Below are 24,831 nucleotides of genomic sequence, written 5' to 3'. Positions count from 1 at the left end.
CCGCCGCGGGACCACGCCGCGACCGCTCCCGGCCTCCTGTGCAGGGTCCGGCGGCACCTCCTGTGGCACGCTGGGCGAAGAGAAACCCCGACCGCCACGGGGGGCAGAAGAGGAGCCGATCCATGTCCGCCGCATCCGCCGCACCGCTGTCGCCGAAGGAGATCGAGGAAAGGCTGACCGGTCTGCCGGGCTGGTCGCTCGACGCCGGTCGGCTCACCCGTTCCTACCGGCTCGGCTCCCACTTCGCGGCGACGGCGATGGTCGTCCACGTCGCCCGGGTGCAGGAGGAACTCGACCACCACTCCGACCTCACCCTCGGCCACCACACCGTGTCCGTCGCCGTCCAGACGCACAGCGCGGGTGGCGCCGTCACCGCGAAGGATGTCGAACTGGCGCGCAGGGTAGAGGACTTGGCCCCCGTTCACGGTGCACACTGAGGTGTGTGCTCGACTACGACGAGGAAGCGGGGCGCTACGACGCCTCACGGGGCGGTGAGCCCCGGGCCGCGGCCGCCGCGCGGGCGGTGCTCGACCTGATCCCCCTCGGGGTGCACGACCTGCTGGACATCGCCTGCGGCACCGGCATCGTGACCCGGCGCTTCCCCGCCCTCCGTACCGGCCTGCGGGTGACCGGCGTCGACCTCGCCCCGTCGATGACCCGCATCGCGGCGACCCGTCTGCCCGGCGCCGTGGTCCGCGCGGACAGCCGTCGTCTGCCGTTCGGTGACGCCCGGTTCGACGCCGCCGTCAGTGTGTGGCTGCTGCACCTCCAGTCCGGCCCCGAGGACGTGCGGGCGCTCATCGGCGAGTGCGCCAGGGTCCTGCGGCCCGGCGGGGTCTACGTCACCACCGTCGACAAGGCCGCCTCGCACAACGTGGGCAGCGACATCGACGCCGTCCTCTCCGCCCGCCCGCGCGGTCCGGTGCGCGACGTCGCCGCCGACGTGGCGGCCTGCGCCGCCGAACAAGGCCTCGTCCCGGCCGGACAGACCGTCTTTTGGGGCCACGGCCAGGGCCGCAGCCCTCGCCGCACCATCGCCGACCTGCGCCGCGGCTGGTTCGTCACCCTGCCCCCCCGGCTCCCCCCTCGCCGACGCCTTCGCCGCCCGCCTCGCCGCCCTCCCCGACCAGGACCGCCCCCGCCCCGACCCGATCTTCCAGCTACGGGCGTTCCGAAAACCGCCGCATCCGCCGCATCCACCGAAACCGTCGGCGGCCCTTGCGGGGTGAGGCAACCAAACCGGGACCGGCGACCACTGAAAGGCGTAATCCCCCCGCCCTCCCTGGAGGTTCGTCCCGTGAAGCACCCGCACCCGCATCCGCGGAAACACGCGCACAGGTCACGCAGACGCCGGTTCGTCCTTCCCGCGGTCCTCACCGCCGTGGCCCTCGCCGGGGCCGGACTCACCGGGCTCGGCGCCGACACCGCCGAAGCCGCCACGACACGTCAGGTCGAGGCACTCGACCGGGGCGTGGTCAGCGTGCACAACGGCAGCGGCAACCTGGTCGGCTGGCGCTGGCTCGGCACCGACCCGGACAACGTCTCCTTCAACGTCTACCGGGCCGGTACCAAGGTCAACTCCACCCCCGTCACCGGCTCCACCACGTTCTTCCACTCCGGCGCCCCGTCCCACGCCGACTACACCGTCCGCGCCGTCGTGAACGGCGTCGAGCAGGGCGACTCCGTGCACGCCGTCCAGTTCCGCGGCGGCTACAAGGACGTGCCCATCTCCCCGCCGGCCGGCGGCACCACCCCGGACGGCGTCTCCTACACCTACGAGGCCAACGACGCCTCCGTCGGGGACCTCGACGGCGACGGCGCCCTCGAGTTCGTCCTCAAGTGGCAGCCCACCAACGCCAAGGACAACTCCCAGTCCGGTTACACCGGCAACACGATCGTCGACGGCATCCGGCTCGACGGAACCCGGCTGTGGCGCATCGACCTGGGCCGCAACATCCGCTCCGGCGCCCACTACACCCAGTTCCAGGTGTACGACTACGACGGCGACGGCAAGGCCGAGGTCGCCATGAAGACCGCCGACGGCACCCGGGACGGCACCGGCGCCGTCATCGGCAGCTCCTCCGCCGACCACCGCAACTCCAGCGGCTACATCCTGTCCGGCCCCGAGTACCTGACCATGTTCAACGGGCAGACCGGCAGGGCCATGGGCACCGTCGACTACGTCCCCGCCCGCGGCACCGTCTCCTCCTGGGGCGACTCCTACGGCAACCGCGTCGACCGCTTCCTCGCCGGCACCGCCTACCTCGACGGCGCCCGGCCCTCCCTGATCATGGCCCGCGGCTACTACACCCGTTCCGTCGTCGCCGCCTGGGACTGGCGGAACGGCGCCTTCACCCGCCGCTGGACCTTCGACACCAGTTCCTCCAGCAACAGCGGCAAGGGCTACGACGGCCAGGGCTCCCACAGCCTCTCCGTCGGCGACATCGACAACGACGGCAGGGACGAGATCGTCTACGGCGCGATGGCCGTCGACGACAACGGCAGCGGGCTGTGGACCACGAGGACCGGTCACGGCGACGCCCAGCACCTCGGCGACCTCGACGCGTCGACCTCGGGCCTGGAGTACTACAAGGTCTCCGAGTCGACCTCACAGCCCGCGGCCCTGTACATCGACCCGGCCAACGGATCGGTCCGCTGGAAGCTGTCCGCCTGCTGCGACAACGGGCGCGGTCTCGCCGGTGACATCTGGTCGGGCAACCCCGGCCCCGAGATGTGGTCCTCCTCCGACGGCTCCGTCCGCGACGAGGGCGGCGGCACCAAGGGCCGCAAGCCGTCCTCCGCCAACTTCCTCTCCTGGTGGGACGGCGACCCGGTGCGCGAACTCCTCGACGGCACCCGCATCGACAAGTACGGCACCTCCTCCGACACCCGCCTGCTGACCGGGTCCGGGGTCGCCTCCAACAACGGCACCAAGGCCACCCCCGTACTGTCCGGCGACATCCTCGGCGACTGGCGCGAGGAGGTCGTCTGGCGCACCGGAAACAACACCGCGCTGCGCATCTACTCCACTCCGCACGACACCGACGTCAAGATCACGACGCTGCTCCACGACACCCTGTACCGCACCTCGCTGGCGTGGCAGAACACGGCCTACAACCAGCCGCCGCACACCGGCTTCTTCATCGGTGACGGCATGCCGACCCCGCCGCGTCCGGCGGTCCACACCCCCTGAGCAGGACCGCGGGGCACGTACGGCCGCTCCGGCCGTACGTGCCCCGCGGGCTCACCGCCTCCGGCCGGTCACGTCACCGTGCAGGCCCGCCCGCCGAGTGCGAAGGCCGTCGGCTCCGGGTTCGTCGCCGAACGGCTCGCCGTGAAGCCGAACCCGACCGACGAGCCCGCCGCCACGGTGCCGTTCCAGTCGGTGTTGCGTACCGTCACCGCCGGACCGGACTGTGCGTGGGCCCCGTTCCACAACTGGGACACCCGCTGTCCGTCCGCGAACGACCAGGTCAGTGACCAGCCGTTCCACGCGTCCGACCCGGTGTTGGTCACCCGGACCTGGGCCTGGAAACCGTCGGACCACTGGTTGGTGATCTCGTAGGTCACCGCGCAGGCCCCCGTCGGCTCCGGATCGGGGTCGGTGCCTCCGCCGCCGTCGTCCCCGCCCCCGGTGTCCGAGGTGTCGCCGTAGACGATCCCGCGGCCGTTGGTCGCCACGTACACCCTGCCGTACACCCGCGGGTCACCGGTGATCGCCGCACCCGTCCAACCCCACTGGTGCGCGTCGTCGTTGATGCGCGTCCAGCTCTGCCCCTGGTCCGTCGAGCGGAAGATGCCGCGCACGCCGTCGATCCTGGCGCTGGTGAAGACGGTCTGGTACGAGGCGTCGGGGGCCGCCTTGCCGAAGCCGACGGTGTCGGCCTCCTCGACGCCCTGCAGCTTGGTGAAGCTCTGTCCGCCGTCGGTGGAGTGCCACAGACCGTAGACCCCGCCGCTCTCCCCGCCGGCCAGCCAGATGTCGCCCTCGGCGCCCGGCAGCGCCTTGTACCGCACGCTGTCGCCGCTCGGCAGGCCGGTCGCGGGGGAGGCGGTGAAGGTGGCGCCGCCGTCCGTGCTGACGTAGAACGTCCCGGACTTGAAGCCGTAGAACGTCTTCGGATCCACCCGGTCGGACTCGACGACCGCCCCCGCGGGAATGCCGCTCGACGCCGACCACGAGGTGCCGAAGCCGGTGGTGTGGTGCACCCCGGCGCCCTGCGGGCTCCACACGAAGCCGCTGCCGTCGGCGCCCGCCGCGACCGTGCCGCCGCCGCTGACGCCCGCGGGGTCGGTGCCCGCGAACCAGGTGGCGCCGTTGTCCGTGGAGAACGCGATGTGCGGACCGGAGTCCAGGTCGCCCGCCCGGACCACCGTGTCGGGGCGGGACTCGGCGAAGTCCAGACTGGTGGTACCGGTGAAGTTCGGCTGGGTGAACATCATCGACGGGACCTTCGTCAGGTCCGTGTGCCGGAAGCCGCCCACATCGAGGAGCCCGCTGATCAGCGGCGCGCCCGACGGGGGCGAGACGAGGTCGTTGACCGCCGTCTCCTCCAGGCCCCGCACCATGGGCTCGATGGTGAACGTGGTGTCGTCGTCCCAGTTCGTGAGGTTCTCGGTGCCGTAGACCGTCGCGCCCGTCCCGTACATCATGCGGTCCGGGTCGAACGGGTCGATCTCCAGGGCCTCGGTCATCCACCCCAGCTTGGGCGTCTGTTCGGGCGGCGAAGGGTTGGCGCCCCAGGTCAGCCACGGCACGGACGAGACGTCCATGGTGTAGCGGTCGACCCGGGTCGGGTACGGGGAGTAGTCCCAGGCCTGCGTCCACGTCGCGCCGCTGTCCGTGGAGCGGAAGATCTGGGTGTCCGGCCACCAGGAGCTGTACGCCGTCGCCATGAGGGTGCCCGGGTTCTGCCGGTCCACGGTCAGTCCGCTGAAGCCGTAGTACGTGTCGGCCTCGGCGACCGGGCTGATGTCGGTCCAGGTACCGGTGGCGGTCGCGTACCGCCACAGCCGGCCCTTGCCGCCGTCGTACGGCCCGCCCTTGTCGCTGTACGCGAGGTACAGGTGACCGTTCTCGGTGTCCAGGACGCCCTTGTGCGCCAGGTGCCCGGTCGGCTGCCCGGCCACCCGCTCCCAGGTGGCGCCCGCGTCCGTCGACCGGTACACCGCGTTCTCCGTGTCGGCGACACCCACGTAGATCGTCCGCGTCGCGCTGCCCGGCGTGCCCGTCGACTCGTCGAAGGTGACCCAGACGATGCCCTGGTTGTCACTGGCGTACCCGGAGGTGTCGCCCGGGTCCTGCACGTAGGTGCCCGGGTTGGGGAAGGCCGTCACCTCCGACCAGCTCGCGCCCGAGTCGGTGGAGCGCCACAGGCCCTTCCCGCTGGGCGCCCCCAGGTACAGCACGCTGTTGCGGTGGGGGTCGACGGCCAGGCGTTCGCCCATGCCCCGCCCCGGCATGTTGCCGCCCAGCTTGAACGGCAGGTCGGCCTTCCGCCAGGTGGCGCCCCGGTCCGCGGAACGCAGGACCGCGCCGTTGTCCGGGTCCCAGTCGTTGGTGTACGTGCCCGCCGCCACGTACACGCGGTCCGGGTCGACCGGGTCGGAGGCGAGGCTCACCACGCCGGTGTGCCCCCAGTCGTCCCAGCCGACCGAGTCCAGCAGCGGCGTCCAGGTCTTCGTCCCCTCCTGCCACCGGTAGGCGCCGCCGATGTCCGTGCGGGCGTACGCCAGGTTCTTCTCGCTGCGGTTGAAGACGATGCCGGGGACGAAGCCGCCGCCGTCGATCCGGGCGTTCTTCCAGGTGTACGTGTCCGCGGCGAGCGCGGACCCGGCCGGGGCGTCGGCCGCGGCGGCCGACCGGTCGGGGGGAGCGGCGGCGAGGGCGGGCGGGCCGCCCGTGAGCAGGCCGGCCGCCAGGGCGAGCACGGCGGTGAGGACGCGGGTTCTTCGCACGGTGAAGTCCTTCCTCGGGGTGGGGGGAAGCGACGGGGAGCGGGGGAGGGGGTGGGGGTGGGGCGTGCGAGGGCCGGGCGGGTCCCCCGTGCGCGAGGGGCCCGCCCGGCCGCCGTGGCCCCGGCGTCAGGTGCCGGGGCCGGCACGCGGAGCGCCGGCGGGGGCTATTCGAGGAGCTCCGCGTACGAGCCCATGGCCAGGGCGATGTCGGCCTGGGCCCAGAACCGGTGGTACGTGAAGGTGGGCGCGGCGCCGCCCGCCAGATAGGACTCGATCTTCGACCAGGCCGGGTCGTCCTGGTAGAAGGAGCGGATCGAGTCGAACGTCGACGACGAGTCGATCGTGTCGCCGTTGGGCATGGTGCCGGTCCAGCCGCTCGGCACGTGGAGGGGGTCGTCGAAGCGGTTGTAGTCGGCGCGGGTCTCCGGGACGGCGATGCCGAGGTCGTCCTGGTGGTTGTCCCACATGCCGTCGAGGAGCGCCTTCGCCGTGTCCGCGGCCTCGGTGTCGCCCGAGCGGTCCGCGTAGTACGTCAGCGTCTTGGCGTAGGCCGCGGCCACACCGACGTCGTTGGTGTAGTCGGCGACGGTGACGTGCAGCGAGCCGTTGGCGCCGGGGGAGGACGGGTTCCAGGTGTCGGGGCGGCCCGACCACTGGAGCGTCGCCGGGAGGCGGAAGGTGCCGTCCGGGTTGACGGTCGTCTCGGACAGCGCCCAGTCGACCCACTTGTCGAGGACGACCTTCGCGTCCGCGTCGCCCGTCTGCTGGTAGTACTCGGCGACCCGCTCCATGGACCACGCCTGGAAGCCGAACCACTGGTTGGACGGCGGGTCGTGGTACACCGGCTTCTCGTCGTAGTACATGCCGTAGAACGTCGGCGTCCCGGCCGGCGGTGTCGCGTAGCGGCCGGCCCAGCTGTTGGTGGCACCGCCCGCGATCGCGCCCTCGTCGGACTGCAGCCAGCGGTAGAACTCCAACTGCCGGTCCAGGGACTTGCCCCAGTCCGCCGCACCCGTCGCCGAATCCGGCTTCAGGGCGTCGTAGGAGCTGAGGGCGTAGGCCGCCAGGGGGTTCTGGTAGCCGCCGTGCGCGTGGCTGGAGCCGATGCGCCAGGCCCAGCCCGCCGACGTGTCGGTGGCACCGCCCCAGGAGTAGTACCAGGACATCAGGTAGTGCGAGGCGTCCTTGCCGGTGCCGGCCGGGCAGGAGGACGGGCTCGTGCAGTTCCCGACCTTCTTGAAGTACTTGTCGTACATGGAGTAGCGCAGGTAGTCGCCCATCTTGGCGGCCTTGGCGACGGTGCTGGAGATGTCACCGCCGTTGCCCTGCTCCTTCGCCCACAGGTCGGCCCAGTAGGCGGCCTGCACCGCGCGCGCGTCGGCGTCCGGGGCGTTGGTGAACTTCCACTGCTTCGCGTAGGAGGCGTCCTGGGTGAACAGGTCCAGATACCCGTTCGTTCCGCCGTACTTGAAGGCGTCGCAGGTGGGCTGCGGCACCGTCTCCCACACCGACTCCTGCGCGCCGCGCTGGAAGGTGTTGATGTACGAGGGCCCGGTCGCCGTCGGACCCGCCTCGCACCGGCCGGGCTCGTTGCCGTAGCCGTAGGTGTTGTCCACGTCCTGCAGCCAGTGCATACCGTAGACGTCGTCCGTGCCGTACGTGGACCTCAGCTCGGCGGCGATCGGGTCCCGGCCGACGGGGACGCCGGTGTCCAGCGGTGCCGGGTACTCGGCGGGGGTGTCGAGTTCGGGCGCGTACGTGGCCGGCTTCGAGGCGTTGTAGAAGGAGTTGGTCGGCTGGTCCGCGTGGGTCGGGATCATGTACCGCTCCATGATGTCCCAGGCCCCGTTGAACTTCGACCAGTCACCGGTCACCTTGCCGTACATGGCCTGCAGCCACAGCAGGTAGCTGTACGCCTCCGAGGTGGTCTCGTGGCCGTGGTCCGGCGCCTCGACGATCAGCGTCTCCACCGAGTGGTACGGGATGCCCTCGGGCGAGAAGTACCCGTTCGCCGGGTCGGTGATCTTCCCGTAGAGCTCCAGGAAGCGCGCGTCGTACGCCTTCGTCGCGCCCAGCTGCGTCACCGTGACCGCCGCCTCGGTGTGCCCCGGGGCCGACGACTCGAAGACCGCCGAACCCGTGCCCGACGCGTCGGCGCCGATCGTGACCGTCTGCGCGGTGTCCCAGTTCGACGGCGTGAAGGTGAGCGAGCCGCCCGCGGTGACCGACAGCCCCGGGTTGCCGCTCGCGCGGGTCGTCGTGACGGTCGTGTTCGCACTCGGCCGCGTCGACAGCTTCACCTCGTACGTGCCCGACTCCCCCTGCCGTACTCCCAGTTGGGACGGGGTGGCCACGACGACCGGGCCGGAGGCGACGGTGATGCCGACCGGGGTCGAGTTCGCGGAGGCGCCCAGGCTGTCGTAGGCCTTCGCCGTCAGTGAATGACTGCCCACGGTCAAACCAGCGGCGGAAAGCGTGAAGGGCGCGCTCTCGTCCGTGCCCAGCAGCTCGGTGTCGTCGTAGAACTCCACCTTGGTGATCGTCGCGTCGTCGGCCGCCGCCGCGGTCGCCGCGAGCGGAACCGTTTCGCCCCGCGTGTAGACCGCGCCGGCCTCGGGGCTGGTCAGTACGGTGATCGGCGGCTGGTGGGCCCCCGTGCAGGTGGTGCCGTTGACGGCGAAGGAGGAGGGCGCGGCGTTGCTGCCGCTGTAGGAGAACTGCGCGCCGGTGGTGACGGCGCCGCCGGCCGCGATCCGCGCGTTGTGCCCGGCGTTCCGCACGGTCACGGTGGAGCCGGACTGGCTCCAGCTGCCGTTCCAGCCGTTCACCAGCCGCTGGTTGCCCGCGTAGGCGTAGGTCAGGGTCCAGCCGTCGACGTCCTCCGCGGCACGGTTGGTGAGGGTCAGGTCCGCGGTGAAACCGGACCCCCAGTCGTTGGTCCGGTAGTCCACGCTGCACTGGACGGCCGCCGCCTGGGCGGGAGTCGATCCCGAGGAGAGCATCGTCAGCGGAAGTGCGAGGGCTGCCGCGGCGGCCGTCCACAGTCGCCGGAGGCCGCGGCGTCTTCTGGGTGGGGGATGCATGGTGCTGGTTCCTCCTGCGACTCGGAGATGTCAAGCCTTGAACCAGTGGGAGCGCTCCCATAGTGAGGATGGGGTCCAGAGCGGTCAAGGCTTGTGGAGAGTCGAAAAGATTCGACGACCGAAGTTCAACGAATGTTGGTAACTCCCCTGTTCTTCGCCGTCACTTGGCGCTAGCTTCATGGACACCAGTGGGAGCGGTTCCACCAGTCGACGCGTCCGTCACGGCACGCCCGAACTGCAAGGAGTCGCTCATGTGGCACCCCCCGCGTTCAGTACTTTTACGTCCTGTCGCCGGTACGTCCGTGCCCCGCGCGGACACCCCGGTCGCACCGGCCGTCACGGCGCACGAGCCCGCGTCCGTGTGCACGGCGGAGTCCTCCGCGACGGCCTCCCCGCAGGACGCCGGCACCGCAGTCGCGGTGCTCCCGCTCGACGGCACCACCCGTACCCCCGGCGCGGGGGCAGCGCACTCCCGTGGGACCCCTCGTGGCCGGTCCGGCCCCCGCACGTCCCGGACCGCGGACCGGGCCTCGTCCTGATCCTCCGCGCCCCGAGGCGCCCCCACGCCCACGCCCACGCCGCACGGCACCGGACGCGCGACCCACGCGCGCCCCGGTGAGATCACTGCCGACCGTCCACCCCCCTTCGGACAGTGCTACCCGTACACCCCCAACGGATAGGAAACCCGCACTCATGAGTCGCACGAGAACCGCGCTCCTCGCCGCCATGGCGCTGGTCGCCGGTGCCACCGGCACGGCGTACGCCGCCGTACCCGACGGTGTCGGCGCCGCCGCAGTCCCCTGCACCGTCGACTACCAGGTGCAGAACCAGTGGAGCACCGGCTTCACCGCCGCCGTGACCGTCACCAACCTCGGTGCAGCCAAGTCGTCCTGGGCGCTGAAGTGGTCCTACGCCGGCAACCAGCAGGTCACCAGCGGCTGGAACGCCAAGGTCACCCAGTCCGGCAGCAACGTCACCGCCGCCAACGAGTCCTACAACGGCACCCTGGCGAACGGTGGTTCGGCCAGCTTCGGCTTCCAGGGCACCTACAGCGGCAGCAACGCGATTCCCGCCACCTTCACCCTCGACGGTGTCACGTGCAACGTCGACGACGGAGGCCCGACCGACCCCACGGACCCGACCGATCCGACCGACCCCGGTGACCGGGTCGACAACCCGTACAGCGGTGCCAAGGTGTACGTGAACCCCGAGTGGTCCGAGAAGGCCGCCGCAGAGCCGGGCGGCGACCGCATCGCCGACCAGCCCACCGGGGTCTGGATGGACCGCATCGCCGCCATCAACGGCGTGAACGGCGGCATGGGCCTGCGCGACCACCTCGACGAGGCGCTCGCGCAGAAGGGTTCGGACGAACTCGTCGTCCAGCTGGTCATCTACAACCTGCCCGGCCGCGACTGCGCCGCCCTCGCCTCCAACGGCGAACTCGGCCCGACGGAGATCGGCCGCTACAAGACCGAGTACATCGACCCGATCGCCGAGATCCTCGGTGACGAGAAGTACGCCTCGCTGCGGATCGTCACCACCGTCGAGATCGACTCCCTGCCCAACCTCGTCACCAACACCGGCGGCCGGGCCACCGCCACGCCCGAGTGCGACGTGATGAAGGCCAACGGCAACTACGTCAAGGGCGTCGGCTACGCCCTGAACAAGCTCGGCGACGTGGGGAACGTGTACAACTACGTCGACGCCGGCCACCACGGCTGGATCGGCTGGGACGACAACTTCGGCCCCTCCGCGGACGTCTTCCACGAGGCGGCCACCGCCGAGGGCGCGACCCCGTCCGACGTCCACGGCTTCATCACCAACACGGCCAACTACAGCGCGCTGAAGGAGGAGAACTTCACCATCAACGACTCCGTGGCCGGCAAGTCCGTCCGCGAGTCCGGGTGGGTCGACTGGAACCGGTACGTCGACGAGCTGGGCTTCGCCCAGGCCTTCAGGAACGAGCTCGTCTCGACCGGCTTCGACACGAACATCGGCATGCTGATCGACACCTCCCGCAACGGCTGGGGCGGCAGCGACCGGCCCACCGGACCGGGTGCGACGACCAGCGTCGACACCTACGTCGACGGCGGACGCTACGACCGCCGCATCCACATCGGCAACTGGTGCAACCAGTCGGGCGCCGGACTCGGCGAACGCCCGCAGACAGCGCCCGAGAGCGGCATCGACGCCTACGTGTGGATGAAGCCCCCGGGCGAGTCCGACGGGGCCAGCAAGGAGATCCCGAACGACGAGGGCAAGGGCTTCGACCGGATGTGCGACCCGACCTACACGGGCACCCCGCGCAACGGGCACAACCTCACCGGCGCCCTGCCGGACGCCCCGGTCTCCGGTCACTGGTTCTCGGCACAGTTCCAGGAGCTCATGCGGAACGCGTACCCGCCGCTGCCCTGACCGGCTGACCGGCTGACCGGCTGACCGGCTGACCAACTGACCGGCTGACCGGCTGACCAACTGACCGGCTGACCGATCGACCCCGATCCGCCGGGGACCGGGCCGCGTGCCCGGCCCCCGGCGGATCGCTCACGCCCGTGGGGGGCGATTCCTGGGAAACCGCTTTGCCGGAGCGGCAACAATACTGGCCCCTGCCGGGCGCGTCGGCGCACCCTGTCCGCATCCGAGCGGAGAGGCTGACCCCCATGGCGCAGCACGACCACGACCAGCACCCCCCCGAGCACCGGCACGGCCACCACCACGGCCACGGCCACGGCGCGACGGACACCGAGATCGACTGGGCGGAGATGGCCTCCCTGCTCGAATCGGAGGCCGAACTCTTCACGCCCCTGTACGAACGGGCCCTCGGCTGGCTCGCGAAGGAGGTGACCGAACCGGGGCTGATCGTGGACGCGGGCAGCGGGCCGGGTGTCATCTCGTGCCTGTTCGCCGAGGTCTTCGAGGGCGCGCGCATCGTGGCCGTCGACGGCTCCGCCCCGCTGCTCGAACGGGCCGCGGACCGCGCCGCACGGCACGGCGCCGGCGACCGTTTCGGGACCCTCGCCGGTGAACTTCCCGGCGTGCTCGACGAACTGGAGTACCCGGCCGACCTGTTGTGGTCCAGCCGCAGCGTCCACCACCTCGGCGACCAGCGCGCCGCGCTCGCCGCCTACGCCGCCCGGCTCGCGCCCGGCGGCACGCTGGCCGTCCTGGAGGGCGGACTGCCCACCCGGTACCTGCCGCGCGACATCGGCATCGGCCGGCCAGGGCTCCAGAGCCGCATCGACGCGGTGGAGTCCGACTGGTTCACCCGGATGCGCGCCGAACTGCCGGGCTCCGTCGCGCACACCGAGGACTGGCCGGCCCTGCTGACCGCGGCCGGACTGCACCACAGCCGCTCCCGCACCTTCCTCCTCGACCTCCCCGCCCCGGCCACCGACCGTGTCCGGGCCCACGTCGTCGCGACGCTCACCCGCACCCGCGACAGACTCGCCGGGGAACTGGACGCCGAGGACCGCGCCACCGTCGACCGCCTCCTCGACCCCGCCGACGAGGCGAGCCTGCACCACCGCCCCGACGTCTTCTTCCTGACGGCTCACACGGTCCATACGGCCGTCCGCCCGGTGTAGGGCGGCTCCGGGCCGGCGACACCCCACGGGCGGCGGCCTCCCCGCGCGCAGGGGAAGACCGCCGCATCCTGCCCCGGAAGCCCCGGAAGCCCCGGAAGCCCCGGAAGCCCCGGAAGCCCCGGAAGCCCCGGAAGCCCCGGAAGCCCCGGAAGCCCCGGAAGCCCCGGAAGCCCCGGAAGCCCCGGAAGCACCGGAAGCACCGGAAGGCCCGAGGTCAGTTCACCGTCGCCGGGTCCGATCCCAGGCGGCGGTCCTCGTTCAGGGCGTTGATCGCCGCGAGGTCCTCCGTGTCCAGGCTGAAGTCGAACACGTCGATGTTCTCCTCGATCCGCGACGGTGTCACCGACTTGGGGATGACGACGTTGCCGAGCTGGAGGTGCCAGCGCAGGACGACCTGTGCCGGCGTGCGCCCGTGCTTGCGGGCGATGGCCACGATCGCCGGGACCTCCAGCAGGCCCTTGCCCGAGCCGAGCGGCGACCAGGCCTCCGTGGCGATGCCCCGCTCCGCGTGGTACTCCCGCGCGGCGGACTGCTGGAGGTGCGGATGCAGCTCGATCTGGTTGACGGCCGGGACGACCGACGTCTCCTCGAGCAGGTGCTCCAGGTGCTCGGGCAGGAAGTTGGACACGCCGATGGCGCGGATCCGGCCCTCGGCGTGCAGCTTCTCGAACGCCCGGTACGTGTCGACGTAGCGGCCGCGGGCCGGCATGGGCCAGTGGATGAGGTACAGGTCCACGTAGTCCAGACCGAGCTTGGACAGGGAGGTGTCGAAAGCGCGCAGGGTGGTGTCGTACCCCTGGTCGTCGTTCCAGAGCTTGGTGGTGACGAAGAGGTCCTCGCGGGGGATGCCCGAGGCGGCGACGGCCCTGCCGGTCCCCTCCTCGTTGCCGTACACCGCCGCGGTGTCGATGCTGCGGTAGCCCGCCTCCAGTGCCGCCGTGACGGCCGTCTCGGCCTCGGGGTCCGGTACCTGCCAGACGCCGAAACCCAGTTGGGGCATCGTGACGCCGTTGTTCAGGGTGATCGGGGGGACCATACTCACGAGCTCTCGATCCTTCGGTCGGTGTCCGGTGGAATTCCCATGGTCAACGATCACCGCCCGTCATGCATTCCGGACGGCACATTTCACGCACGGTCAGCAGGCCGCCGGGGCGTCGGACACCGCCGTCCGGCGGACCTCACGCGCGGTACAGCACCTCGGCCTCTTCCGCGTACGCCCTCTCGACCGCCCTGCGCCTCAGCTTCAGCGACGGCGTGAGCAGTCCGTGCTCCTCGGTGAACGGCTGCGCCGGAACGCGGAAGGCCCGGATCGCCTCCGCCTGCGGGACGCCGGTGCCGCCCGCCGCCGCCCCCTCGACGTCGTACAGCATCCAGCGGCACTGCTCCGCGGGCGGCGTGGGGCAGACCGGCACGAGCTGCGCACCGACGGTGCACCGGACCTCTGCGCCGGCGGGGCGGTTGCCGGGAGGGTCACCGCCCCGGCCCCAGCCGGACCGTCACGAACCGGGGCCGGTACAGGGAGACGTTCCGGCTGAGCGCCACCGCGGCGCCGGACTGCTCCAGCAGGTTCACGTCGTGGCTGAGCACCAGCCGTCCGTCGCCGCTCAGTTCCGGGTGCGTCTGCGGGTTGTACGCGCCGGTCCCGCCGTGCGGCAGCGAGGGGCTGAACTCCCCCGCCGGGCCGTGCCACGGCCCGGCGGGGGAGCAGGACCAGTACGCCGCCACCGTGGTCAGGCCCTTGACGCCCGTGGCCATCGTGAACAGGACGTACGTCCCGCCCTCCCGCACCACCGAGAAGGCGCTGCCCACACCCGTGCGGTGTCCGTCGCCGAGCACCGGGCGCGGGCGGGCGCGGGTCTGCCACGCCGTGCCGTTCCAGTACTCCCAGGCCGCCGGGTCGCCGAGCCCGCCCTTTGGGACCCGCGCCGCGTACGCCTGCGAGGCCTCGCGGGAGACGGCCCGGCCGTCGTCGCCGCCGAAGACGTACGTCCACCCGCCCTCCTCGACCAGGGTGGTGCCGAACAGCACCCGCCGGGACGGATCGGGTAGGTTCCGCTGGTCCAGCACCGTCTCCACCGACTCCAGGCGCAGATCGGGCAGGGAGAGCGTGGCGACCTCGGTGGCGGTCGGCACCCCGTAGATCCACGGGGACTGCCCCGCCGCGCGCACCCACAGCAGTACCCGGACCACCTGCTCCGGGGAACCGGGGGAGCGGGGCTCGACCCGGGCACCGACCGGCCAGCGCCACTGGTCCGGGGCCGGATCGGGGAAGAGCGGGGCGGGGAGCGTGGACTCCAGCCGGCCGTCGCGCATCAGGACGGCCGAGTTGCGCACCATCGGCGCGCTCGTGTCCCGCCAGGCGTACGGCTCGCCGACGGGGTTGGGCGGGCTGTGCACGCGGCCCAGGAACGTGTCGGAGAACAGCCACAGCAGCCGGCCGTCGGGCAGCCGCACCGAGTGTGTGCCGTCACCGCCCGTCCAGTCGTCGACGCGGGCGCCGTCGTCGCCGTAGCGGGCGAACTCGGAGGTGAGGGCGTCGTCCTCGGCCCAGGAGGCGACGGTGCGCGGCGTGCAGGCACCACCGTCCGGCCGCCCGTCGTCGTGGTCCGGCAGGCCCGTGACCAGCACGGTCCCCAGGAGCAGGGCCAGGGCCAGTACCAGGGCGATCCAGGTCCCTGTCCCCCGTCGCGGCGGGGTCCGCGGCTGTGCTCGTGTCGGTGCCGGTGGCTGTACGCGGGTTCCCGCGGGTGCTGGTGCTGCGTCGTCGGGCACGCTCCGGGACGTTAGTGGCCGGAGGGGAGCGGGTCCATGGTGCCTGACGCCCTGACGCCTGCCGCGGTGGCCTTGGGCCGGAGGGAGGGTCCCCCGCCGCCGTCCGGCGGGGGACCGGTCAGCCCTGTGCGGCCGCGGCCCGCAGGGCTACGCGGTCCTCACCCGCGTACACGTTCATGGAGCTGCCCCGCAGGAACCCGACCAGCGTCAGCCCCGTCTCCGCCGCCAGGTCCACGGCCAGTGAGGACGGCGCCGAGACCGCCGCGAGCAGGGGGATGCCGGCCATGACGGCCTTCTGCGCCAGCTCGAAGGAGGCACGGCCGGAGACCATCAGCACGGTCCGGGACAGCGGCAGGTCCCCGCCCTGCAGGGCGCGGCCGACCAGTTTGTCGACCGCGTTGTGCCGGCCCACGTCCTCCCGGACGTCCAGCAGTTCCCCGTCCTCGTCGAACAGGGCCGCCGCGTGCAGGCCGCCCGTCCGGTCGAAGACCCGCTGGGCGGCGCGCAGCCGGTCGGGCAGGCTCGACAGGAGTTCCGGGGTGACGCGCAGCGGCGGGCTGTCGGCGACGGGGTGGCGGGTCGTGGTGCGCACCGCGTCCAGGCTCGCCTTGCCGCACAGCCCGCAGGACGAGGTCGTGTACACGTTCCGCTCGAGCGTGATGTCCGGGGTCCGCACGCCGGGAGCGGTCTGCACATCGACCACGTTGTAGGTGTTCGTCCCCTCCGCGGTCGCGCCCGCGCAGTACACGACGTTCCGCAGGTCGGACGCCGTCGCCAGGACCCCTTCGCTGACCAGGAAGCCGACGGCCAGCGCGAAGTCGTCACCCGGCGTGCGCATCGTGATCGCCAGCGGCTTCCCGTTCAGCCGGACCTCCAGGGGTTCCTCGGTGACGAGCGTGTCCGGGCGGCTGGACACCACCCCGTCCCGGATGCGGACCACCTTGCGTCGTTCTGTGACTCGTCCCATGTCCCCAGTCCCTGGTCGGTCCGTGGTCGGTCCCGGTTCCGTACGCGCTGACAGCCGCATCGGCCTCGACGCACAGGGTGCGGTGCGTCACCGGATCGTCGTGCGGTGAGGCGACCTTCACGATCTCATTGTCCTGCACGTGGCGCCGCACGTGCGGGGTGAGGCCGCAGCCCACCGTGCGGCACCCGCGCGCCGGCCCGGGCCGCGCGCTCACAGCGCGTGGCCGCCCCCCGGCCCCGCCGTACGGCCCGCGCCGGGAGACCGGTCGGTCCGAAACGAAGGAGGCCGCCGATGAGCGGCGAGAACAGCGCGAGTCCGCCTGACACGGCCACGACGGGCCCCGGCCGCCGCGGGCTGACCGTCTTCGCCTGGTCGTGGGCGGGCGTCCCGCTCGCCTACGGCCTGTACGAACTCGTACGGAAGGCGACCCGGCTGTTACCGGGTGACACCGCGCCCCGGCCCCTCCGGGGGGCCTGACCGAAGCCGACAAGTGCGGCGCCCGAATCCTGTCGCATCACCTGTCGGCGTACCCACGAGTCACTGATCAGACTGGTGCATTCCGCAACCGCCACACGAGGGGGAACCCATTCATGATCGGCTCGCGCATCGCCGCCGTCGGCCACTACCAGCCCGCCCGGGTGCTCACCAACGAGGACCTGGCGGGCATGGTCGACACCAGCGACGAGTGGATCACGAGCCGGGTCGGCATCCGCACCCGTCACATCGCGGGCCCCGAGGAGCCCGTCGACGAGCTGGCCGCGCACGCCGCGGCCAAGGCGCTGGCGGCGGCCGGCCGCACCCCCGGCGACGTCGACCTGGTGCTGGTCGCCACCTCCACCGCGATCGACCGCTCGCCCAACATGGCGGCCCGGGTCGCCGCACGCCTCGGCGTCCCCGGCCCCGCCGCGATGGACATCAACGTGGTGTGCGCCGGATTCACCCACGCGCTCGCCACCGCCGACCACGCGGTACGCGCCGGATCCGCGCGCCGCGCGCTGGTGATCGGCGCCGACAAGATGTCCGAGGTCGCCGACTGGACCGACCGCACCACCTGCGTGCTCGTCGGGGACGGGGCGGGCGCCGCGGTCGTCGAGGCGACCGAAGCGCCCGAGGAGCCCGGGATCGGGCCCGTGCTGTGGGGCTCGGTACCGGAGATGGGCAACGCGGTGCGGATCGAGGGGACACCGCCGCGGTTCGCGCAGGAGGGCCAGAGCGTGTACCGCTGGGCGACCACACGGCTGCCGTCCATCGCACGCCAGGCCTGCGAGAAGGCGGGGTACGCTCCGGAGGACCTCGCCGCGGTCGTGCTGCACCAGGCCAACCTGCGGATCATCGAACCCCTCGCGCTCAAGATCGGCGCGGTCAACGCGGTCGTCGCGCGGGACGTCACCGAGTCGGGCAACACCTCGGCCGCGAGCATCCCGCTCGCCTTCGCCAAGCTCGTCGAGCGGGGCGAGGTGACCTCCGGCGACCCGGTCCTGCTGTTCGGCTTCGGCGGAAACCTGTCCTACGCCGGGCAGGTCGTCCGCTGCCCCTGACGGTCCCCCGTACGCCTCCGTCAGCTCTCCGTGCGGACGCCCCTCGTACGGGTGCGATGCGGTCGACCCCCCTCTGTTCCGTGCGGCGCCTGTACGCCGCAGACCGTGGACGAAAGGCAGTCACTGCCGGCGGTGCCCGTGGACCGGCCGGGCGGCCCTGCGGCCGGGGGGTGCGCCGGTAGCACACCCCCGTCGCCCGGCAGCGCGGCGGGAAGTCCTGGGCCGAGCGCCGCGACCTGGTCACCGCCCTCGTGGACCGCGACGAGCGGCCGGCCGAGCGGCTCGTGCGCGAACCCACCGAGCGCCCCCGCCGCTCGTACCTCGACCGGGCGAAGTCCCCGAAGTCCTGACGGTGCGTGCCCGGGGCGAGCGGCTCCGCGGGAGCCCCTTTGTCCTGTGAGTGGAAAAAGTGGGGGGTAATTCCTGCGCGACTTCTTCCCACCTCCGGCAGCCGCTGCTACGTTCCCTTCGAAAGCACGCCACACACGTGGCCGGAATCCGGCGCGCAGAGGCCGATCGAGGCGGGGAGGGGTTCGTGAGACGCATGACGGCACGGCCCGCCAACGCCCACCAGGCCCGACTGCTCAGGCTGTTGCGCGACGGCGGACCCAACTCCCGTGCCCAGCTGGGCGACCAGGTCGACCTCTCCCGGTCGAAGCTGGCCGTGGAGGTGGACCGGCTGCTGGAGACGGAACTCGTCGTGGCCGACGGACTCGCCGCCTCGCGCGGCGGCCGGCGCTCCCACAACATCCGTCTCAACCCGCACCTGCGGCTCCTCGGCGTCGACATCGGCGCGACCTCGGTCGACGTCGCCGTCACCAACGCCGAACTGGAGATCCTCGGGCACATCAACCAGCCCATGGACGTACGCGACGGACCGGTCGCGGTCTTCGAGCAGGTGCTGTCCATGGCGGCGAAGCTGAGGGCTTCGGGACTCGTGGAGGGGTTCGACGGCGCCGGTATCGGCGTCCCGGGCCCGGTCCGGTTCCCCGAGGGCGTCCCGGTGGCGCCGCCGATCATGCCCGGCTGGGACGGCTTCCCCGTACGGGAGGCGCTCAGCCAGGACCTCGGCTGCCCGGTCATGGTCGACAACGACGTGAACCTGATGGCGATGGGGGAGCAGCACGCGGGCGTCGCCCGCACCGTCCCCGATTTCCTCTGCGTCAAGATCGGTACCGGCATCGGCTGCGGCATCGTCGTCGGCGGTGAGGTCTACCGCGGTACGACGGGCAGCGCCGGCGACATCGGGCACATCCAGGCCGTACCCGACGGCCGCCCCTGCGCCTGCGGCAACCGGGGCTGCCTGGAGGCCCACTTCAGCGGCGCGGCCCTCGCCAGGGACGCGCTGGAGGCCGCCCGGCAGCAGCACTCCGCCGAACTCGCGAGCCGTCTGGAGACGAACGGCACGCTCAGCGCCGTCGACGTCGCCGCCGCGGCCGCCGCGGGGGACGCCACCGCGATCGACCTGATCCGCGAGGGCGGCAGCCGTACCGGCCAGGTCATCGCCGGCCTGGTCAGTTTCTTCAACCCCGGCCTGGTGGTGATCGGCGGAGGGGTGACCGGTCTCGGCCACACCCTGCTCGCCGCCATCCGCACCCAGGTCTACCGCCAGTCGCTGCCCCTGGCGACCGGCAACCTGCCCATCGTCCTGGGGGAGCTGGGCCCCACCGCCGGAGTCATCGGCGCGGCCCGGCTCATCAGCGACCACCTGTTCTCACCCGCGTAAACAGCCCACGGCAGCACGGCACCCGGCTCCACCGCACGGAACAGCTCCGCCCTCCACCGCACTAAGCGGCCCACCTCATCCACCCGCGGAACAGCGCACCGGCACCACGTACCCCACCCCGCCACACGTACGGCCCCGCACCGCCAGCGCACCACCCCCGCACCACCCGCACCGCGCACGCCCCCGCACCGTCCCTCCCGCACGACGCCGCACCGTCCCGGCGCCCCCGCCTGCCCGAAAACACCCTCCCCGCAAGGGGATCGCCCTGACACCGGCCCGCACGCCCGCCGAGGGGAATCCGCATGGCACCCGAACCACCGCTGCTCAGCATGACCGGCATCACCAAGTCGTTCCCCGGCGTCCGGGCCCTGGACGGCGTCGACCTCGACGTCCAGGCCGGCGAGGTGCACTGCCTGCTCGGCCAGAACGGCGCCGGCAAGTCCACCCTGATCAAGGTGCTGGCCGGCGCCCACCAGCCCGACACCGGCACCATCCACTGGCGCGGTGAAGCCGTCACCCTGCGCTCGCCGATCTCCGCCATGCGCCTCGGGATCGCCACCATCTACCAGGAACTGGACCTGGTGGAACACATGACGGTCGCCGAGAACGTCCACCTCGGTCAGGAACCGACGACCGCCGGGTTCGTCGTCCGCCCCAGGGCCGCCAGGGAAGCGACGGCCGGGCTGCTGACCCGGCTCGGCCACCCCGAGATCGAACCGGGCCGGGCGGTCGGGGAGTTGTCGGCCGCACAGCAGCAGATCGTCTCCATGGCGCGGGCGCTCTCGCACGACGTGCGTCTCATCGTGATGGACGAACCGTCGGCCGCGCTCGACCCGGACGAGGTCGACAACCTCTTCCGCATCGTCGCCGACCTCACCGCCGACGGGGTCGCCGTCGTCTACATCTCGCACCGTCTCGAGGAGATCCGGCGCATCGGCGACCGGGTGACCGTGCTCAAGGACGGCCGCGCCGTCGCGGGCGGGCTGCCCGCCGAGTCGACCCCGACCCGCGAGGTGGTCGCCCTGATGACCGGCCGCGACGTCGAGTACGTCTTCCCCGGGCGCCCCGCCTCCCCGTCGGCGGCCGAACCGGTGCTGACCGTCGAAGGGCTGTCCCGCAAAGGCGAGTTCGCCCCCCTCGACCTCACCCTGCGCCCCGGGGAGATCGTCGGGCTCGCGGGGCTCGTCGGCTCGGGGCGCTCCGAGATCCTGGAGACGGTCTACGGCGCCCGCACACCGGACTCCGGCCGGGTCCTGGTCGACGGACGCCCCCTGCGGCCGGGCAGCGTGCGCGCCGCCGTCCGCGCCGGGATCGGACTCGCTCCCGAGGAACGCAAGGCGCAGGCTCTGCTCATGCTGGAGTCCGTCACCCGCAACGTGTCGCTCTCCGCCATGTCCCGCTTCTCGCGGGCCGGCTGGATCGACCGCGGCGCCGAACTCGGCGCGGCCCGCGCCGCCACCCGCGAGCTCTCGCTGCGGCCGGACAACCCGAACGTGCCCGTGCGCACCCTGTCCGGCGGCAACCAGCAGAAGGCCGTGCTCGCCCGCTGGCTGCTGCGCGGCTGCAGGGTGCTGCTGCTCGACGAACCCACCCGCGGCGTCGACGTCGGCGCCCGCGCCGAACTGTACGCAGTCATACGGCGGCTGGCCGACGAAGGCCTCGCCGTGCTGCTCGTCTCCAGCGAGGTGCCCGAGGTGCTCGGCCTCGCCGACCGCGTCCTGGTGCTCCGGGAAGGGGCCGTCGTCCACACGGCGCCCGCCCGGGAGCTCGACGAACACCGTGTACTCGACCTCGTCATGGAAGGAAGCCCGGCGTCATGACGCAGCCCGTCTCCCCGCCCCGGGACAGCACCGACAAGGCGCCCCCGGTCGGCGAACCGCCCGCCTGGCGCACCGTGCTGTTCCGCGCCGACGTCCGCACCCTGACGCTGCTCGGCGTCCTCGCCGCGCTCCTGCTCATCGGCGGCGTCACCAGACCGGACGAGTTCCTGGACACCCGCAACCTCCAGCTCGTCCTCACCCAGGCCTCCGTCATCGGTGTCGTCACCGTCGGCATGACCTTCGTCATCACCTCGGGCGGCATCGACCTGTCGGTCGGCGCGATCGTCGCCCTGGCCTCGGTGTGGGCGACCACGGTCGCCACCCAGGAGTTCGGGTTCGCCGGCATCCTGTTCACCGCCGTCCTCGTCGGTGTGGGCTGCGGACTGGTCAACGGGGTGCTGATCGCGTACGGCGGGATGGTCCCGTTCATCGCCACCCTCGCCATGCTCGCCTCGGCCCGCGGCCTCGCCCTGCAGATCACCGACGGGCGCACCCAGGTCGTCACCATCGACGGCGTCCTCGACCTCGGCGAACGCGACGCCTACGTCCTCGGCATCCCGCCCCTGGTCCTGGTGTTCGCGGCGGTCACCGTCATCGGCTGGCTGGTCCTCAACCGGACCACCTTCGGACGCCGCACCGTCGCCGTCGGCGGCAACGCGGAGGCGGCCCGGCTCGCCGGCATCGACGTCCGCCGTCAACGCCTGTACCTGTACCTGCTGTCGGGGCTGTGCTGCGGCATCGCCGCCTTCCTGCTGATCGTCCTGTCCGGCTCCGGCCAGAACACCAACGGCAACCTCTACGAGCTCGACGCCATCGCCGCCGCGATCATCGGCGGCACCCTGCTCACCGGAGGCCGCGGCACCATCGTCGGCTCCGTGCTGGGCGTCCTGATCTTCACCACGATCACGAACATCTTCGCCCTGAACAACCTGCAGAGCGACGTCCAGCAGATCGCCAAGGGCGCGATCATCGTCGCCGCCGTGCTGGTCCAGCGCCGCACCGCGAGCACGACCTGACGAAAGGGTTCACCGCCATGCCAGAGCCGACACCTCCCACGAGCCGCAGAGGGCTGCTCCTCGGAGCCGCCGCCGTGTCCGCCGGAGTCCTCGTCACCGGCTGCACCAGCAACGAGCCCAGCGACGCCGAGCCGGCCGCGAGCGACCGGCCGGCCGCCGACGACAAGCCCGGCAAGCCGGTCACCATCGGTTTCGCGGGACCGCAGGCCGACCACGGCTGGCTCAACGCCATCAACGACAACGCCGAGAAGCGCGCCAAGACGTACTCGGACGTCACCATGGAGATCACCGAGGGCTCCAACGACACCGCCCAGCAGATCGGCCAGATCGAGACCCTCATCAACAAGAAGGTCGACGTCCTGGTGGTGCTCCCCGCCGACGGCAAGGCGCTCACCCAGGTCGGGCTGAAGGCGATGCGCGCCGGCATCCCCGTCGTCAACCTCGACCGCATCTTCAACTCCCCGCAGGCGTACCGCTGCTGGATCGGCGGCGACAACTACGGCATGGGCCTGAACGCCGGGCACTACATCGGCGAGAAGCTCAAGGACACCCCCGACGCCCGCGTCATCGAACTGGCGGGACTGGACAACCTCGAGCTCACCAAGCAGCGCACCCAGGGCTTCGACGACGCGCTGAAGAACTACCCCAACATCAAGAAGGTGGCCCGCCAGGCCGCCGACTTCACCGTCGAGTCGGGCCAGGCCAAGATGGCCCAGCTCCTGCAGGCCCAGTCGGCGTTCGACGCGCTGTGGAACCACGACGACGACCAGGGCGTCGGCGCGCTGCGCGCCATCGAACAGGCCGGACGCGACGACTTCCTCATGGTCGGCGGCGCGGGTGCGCTCTCCGCCTTCCAGGCCATCAAGGCGGACGACGGGGTCCTCAAGGCGACCGTGCTCTACCCGCCGTCGATGGCCGCCTCCGCGATCGACCTCGCCCGCGCCCTCGGCCAGGGCAAGGGCGTCGGCGGCCTCGCCGAGTTCGAGATCCCCACCTCGCTGACCTGCTACTCGGCCGTCGTCGACAAGGAGAACGTCGACCAGTACATGTCCACCGGCTTCAAGTGAGCAGCCCCGCCCCACGGGCCTGACCAGCCCACCGGGCGGGGCCCACCCCCGCCCGCCACGACGACGAGGAGGACATCCGTATGGCACAGCCGCAGCAGGCAGACGGGGCAGACGGCGCAGGAACGGGGAAGCCACCACTGCGCGTCGGCATGGTCGGCTACGCCTTCATGGGCGCCGCCCACTCCCAGGGCTGGCGCACCGCGGGCCGCGTGTTCGACCTGCCGCTGGGCCCCGAACTGGCCGTCATCTGCGGCCGGGACGCCACCGCGGTGCGTGCGGCGGCCGACCGCCACGGCTGGGCGGACACCGAGACCGACTGGCGCGCCCTGGTCGAACGGGACGACATCGACCTCGTCGACATCTGCACCCCCGGCGACAGCCACGCCGAGATCGCCCTGGCCGCCCTCGCCGCGGGCAAGCACGTCCTGTGCGAGAAACCGCTCGCCAACAGCGTCGCCGAGGCCGAGGCGATGGCCGACGCCGCCGGACGGGCCCGGCGGCAGGGCCGGCTGGCGATGGTCGGCTTCAACTACCGCCGGGTCCCCGCGACCGCGCTGGCCCGGCGGATGGTGGCCGAGGACCGCATCGGCACCCTGCGGCACGTACGGGTGTCCTACCTTCAGGACTGGCTGGTGGACCCCGCGTTCCCGCTGACCTGGCGCCTGCGCCGGGAGCAGGCCGGCTCCGGCTCGCTCGGCGATCTCGGCGCGCACATCGTCGACCTCGCCCAGTACCTGGCGGGGGAGCGGCTGGCGGGCGTCTCCGCGCTCACCGAGACGTTCGTCCGGCAGCGGCCGCTGCCCGCCGCGTCCGCCGGCGGTCCGGCCGCCGTCGACAGCGCCGGCACCGGCGAGGTCACCGTGGACGACGCCGCCCTGTTCACCGGCCGCTTCACCTCCGGCGCCCTCGCCTCCTTCGAGGCCACCCGGTACGCCACCGGCCGGAAGAACGCGCTGCGCATCGAACTCAACGGTGAGCGGGGATCGCTCGCCTTCGACCTGGAACGGCTCAACGAACTCTCCTACCACGACGGCACCGAGCCCGCCGCCCACGCGGGCTTCCGCCGCATCCTGGTCACCGAACCCGACCACCCCTACCTGGACGCCTGGTGGCCGCCGGGCCACGGCCTCGGCTACGAGCACACCTTCGTCCACCAGGCCCGCGACCTGGTCCACGCCGTCGCCGAGGGCCGCACCCCCGAACCCTCCTTCGCCGACGGGCTGCAGGTGCAGCGCGTCCTGGCGGCCGTGGAGGAGAGCGCCGCGAGGAACTCCGCCTACACACCGATCGCCGCCTGAGG

General features: G+C 72.1%; 17 protein-coding genes and 2 pseudogenes. 12 read left to right on the top strand and 7 right to left on the bottom strand.

The annotated features are described in order from the left end of the window. Positions 1 to 122 precede the first annotated feature (122 nt). The 3 genes and pseudogenes from ORI94_RS25600 to ORI94_RS25590 all read left to right on the top strand — a co-directional run bounded on the left by ORI94_RS25600 (position 123) and on the right by ORI94_RS25590 (position 3,193). A complete protein-coding gene (locus tag ORI94_RS25600; protein ID WP_266079763.1) occupies positions 123 to 437 on the top strand; it encodes a 4a-hydroxytetrahydrobiopterin dehydratase in 315 nt (104 codons plus the stop codon). Positions 438 to 442: 5 nt separating this feature from the next. Further along, positions 443 to 1,229: pseudogene (locus ORI94_RS25595) on the top strand (class I SAM-dependent methyltransferase). Positions 1,230 to 1,297: 68 nt separating this feature from the next. Further along, a complete protein-coding gene (locus ORI94_RS25590; RefSeq protein WP_266079762.1) occupies positions 1,298 to 3,193 on the top strand; it encodes a rhamnogalacturonan lyase in 1,896 nt (631 codons plus the stop codon). Between the two features lie 68 nt (positions 3,194 to 3,261). Here ORI94_RS25590 and ORI94_RS25585 read toward each other — a convergent pair whose 3' ends face one another. Both ORI94_RS25585 and ORI94_RS25580 read right to left on the bottom strand, forming a co-directional pair. Then, entirely contained in the window at positions 3,262 to 5,958 is a 2,697-nt protein-coding gene (locus ORI94_RS25585) for a cellulose binding domain-containing protein (protein WP_266079761.1), read from the bottom strand. 164 nt (positions 5,959 to 6,122) lie between these two features. Next, positions 6,123 to 9,041, bottom strand: a complete 2,919-nt coding sequence (locus ORI94_RS25580; protein WP_266079759.1) for a glycoside hydrolase family 48 protein — start codon at positions 9,039 to 9,041, stop codon at positions 6,123 to 6,125. A 693-nt stretch (positions 9,042 to 9,734) separates the two neighbouring features. On the opposite strand from ORI94_RS25580, the gene ORI94_RS25575 reads away from it, so the two are divergent. Continuing rightward, positions 9,735 to 11,456, top strand: a complete 1,722-nt coding sequence (locus tag ORI94_RS25575; RefSeq protein ID WP_266079757.1) for a glycoside hydrolase family 6 protein — start codon at positions 9,735 to 9,737, stop codon at positions 11,454 to 11,456. 245 nt (positions 11,457 to 11,701) lie between these two features. Then, positions 11,702 to 12,625, top strand: a complete 924-nt coding sequence (locus ORI94_RS25570) for a class I SAM-dependent methyltransferase (protein WP_266079755.1) — start codon at positions 11,702 to 11,704, stop codon at positions 12,623 to 12,625. A gap of 214 nt (positions 12,626 to 12,839) precedes the next feature. On the opposite strand, the gene ORI94_RS25565 is transcribed toward ORI94_RS25570, so the two are convergent. The 5 genes and pseudogenes from ORI94_RS25565 to ORI94_RS25545 form a co-directional block, all read right to left on the bottom strand. Beyond that, positions 12,840 to 13,661: an aldo/keto reductase gene (locus ORI94_RS25565; RefSeq protein ID WP_266079983.1), complete on the bottom strand. Its 822-nt coding sequence runs from the start codon at positions 13,659 to 13,661 to the stop codon at positions 12,840 to 12,842. A gap of 142 nt (positions 13,662 to 13,803) precedes the next feature. Then, a complete protein-coding gene (locus tag ORI94_RS25560) occupies positions 13,804 to 13,995 on the bottom strand; it encodes a hypothetical protein (protein WP_266080000.1) in 192 nt (63 codons plus the stop codon). A 100-nt stretch (positions 13,996 to 14,095) separates the two neighbouring features. After that, positions 14,096 to 15,292: a DUF4185 domain-containing protein gene (locus ORI94_RS25555; protein WP_266079981.1), complete on the bottom strand. Its 1,197-nt coding sequence runs from the start codon at positions 15,290 to 15,292 to the stop codon at positions 14,096 to 14,098. A gap of 223 nt (positions 15,293 to 15,515) precedes the next feature. Then, positions 15,516 to 16,364 (bottom strand): formate dehydrogenase accessory sulfurtransferase FdhD, encoded by an 849-nt coding sequence (gene fdhD / locus ORI94_RS25550; protein ID WP_266079753.1) that lies wholly within the window; start codon positions 16,362 to 16,364, stop codon positions 15,516 to 15,518. A gap of 29 nt (positions 16,365 to 16,393) precedes the next feature. Further along, a pseudogene (locus tag ORI94_RS25545) lies at positions 16,394 to 16,539 on the bottom strand (Fe-S-binding domain-containing protein); the annotation flags it as partial. A gap of 116 nt (positions 16,540 to 16,655) precedes the next feature. Here ORI94_RS25545 and ORI94_RS25540 point away from each other — a divergent pair. The 7 genes from ORI94_RS25540 to ORI94_RS25510 all read left to right on the top strand — a co-directional run bounded on the left by ORI94_RS25540 (position 16,656) and on the right by ORI94_RS25510 (position 24,829). Further along, complete coding sequence (locus ORI94_RS25540; protein WP_266079750.1) at positions 16,656 to 16,841, top strand: MFS transporter small subunit; 186 nt, start codon at positions 16,656 to 16,658, stop codon at positions 16,839 to 16,841. Positions 16,842 to 16,954: 113 nt separating this feature from the next. After that, positions 16,955 to 17,902, top strand: a complete 948-nt coding sequence (locus ORI94_RS25535) for a beta-ketoacyl-ACP synthase III (protein WP_266079748.1) — start codon at positions 16,955 to 16,957, stop codon at positions 17,900 to 17,902. A 544-nt stretch (positions 17,903 to 18,446) separates the two neighbouring features. Next, positions 18,447 to 19,628 carry an ROK family protein gene (locus tag ORI94_RS25530; protein ID WP_266079979.1) on the top strand — a complete coding sequence of 394 codons (1,182 nt, stop codon included), beginning with the start codon at positions 18,447 to 18,449 and terminating at the stop codon, positions 19,626 to 19,628. Between the two features lie 302 nt (positions 19,629 to 19,930). Then, positions 19,931 to 21,448: a sugar ABC transporter ATP-binding protein gene (locus ORI94_RS25525; protein ID WP_266079746.1), complete on the top strand. Its 1,518-nt coding sequence runs from the start codon at positions 19,931 to 19,933 to the stop codon at positions 21,446 to 21,448. Further along, positions 21,445 to 22,464 (top strand): ABC transporter permease, encoded by a 1,020-nt coding sequence (locus tag ORI94_RS25520; RefSeq protein WP_266079744.1) that lies wholly within the window; start codon positions 21,445 to 21,447, stop codon positions 22,462 to 22,464. Before ORI94_RS25525 ends, ORI94_RS25520 begins: the two co-directional genes overlap by 4 nt. A gap of 17 nt (positions 22,465 to 22,481) precedes the next feature. Then, a complete protein-coding gene (locus ORI94_RS25515; protein ID WP_266079742.1) occupies positions 22,482 to 23,531 on the top strand; it encodes a substrate-binding domain-containing protein in 1,050 nt (349 codons plus the stop codon). Positions 23,532 to 23,611: 80 nt separating this feature from the next. Further along, the gene (locus ORI94_RS25510; protein ID WP_266079740.1) at positions 23,612 to 24,829 is read left to right on the top strand and encodes a Gfo/Idh/MocA family protein; all 1,218 of its coding nucleotides are present in this window, start codon (positions 23,612 to 23,614) and stop codon (positions 24,827 to 24,829) included. The last annotated feature ends 2 nt before the right edge of the window (positions 24,830 to 24,831 follow it).

The organism is Streptomyces sp. NEAU-W12, assembly GCF_026242095.1.
In the GTDB taxonomy this organism is placed as follows: domain Bacteria; phylum Actinomycetota; class Actinomycetes; order Streptomycetales; family Streptomycetaceae; genus Streptomyces.
This window is presented reverse-complemented; position numbering and strand designations above follow the sequence as displayed.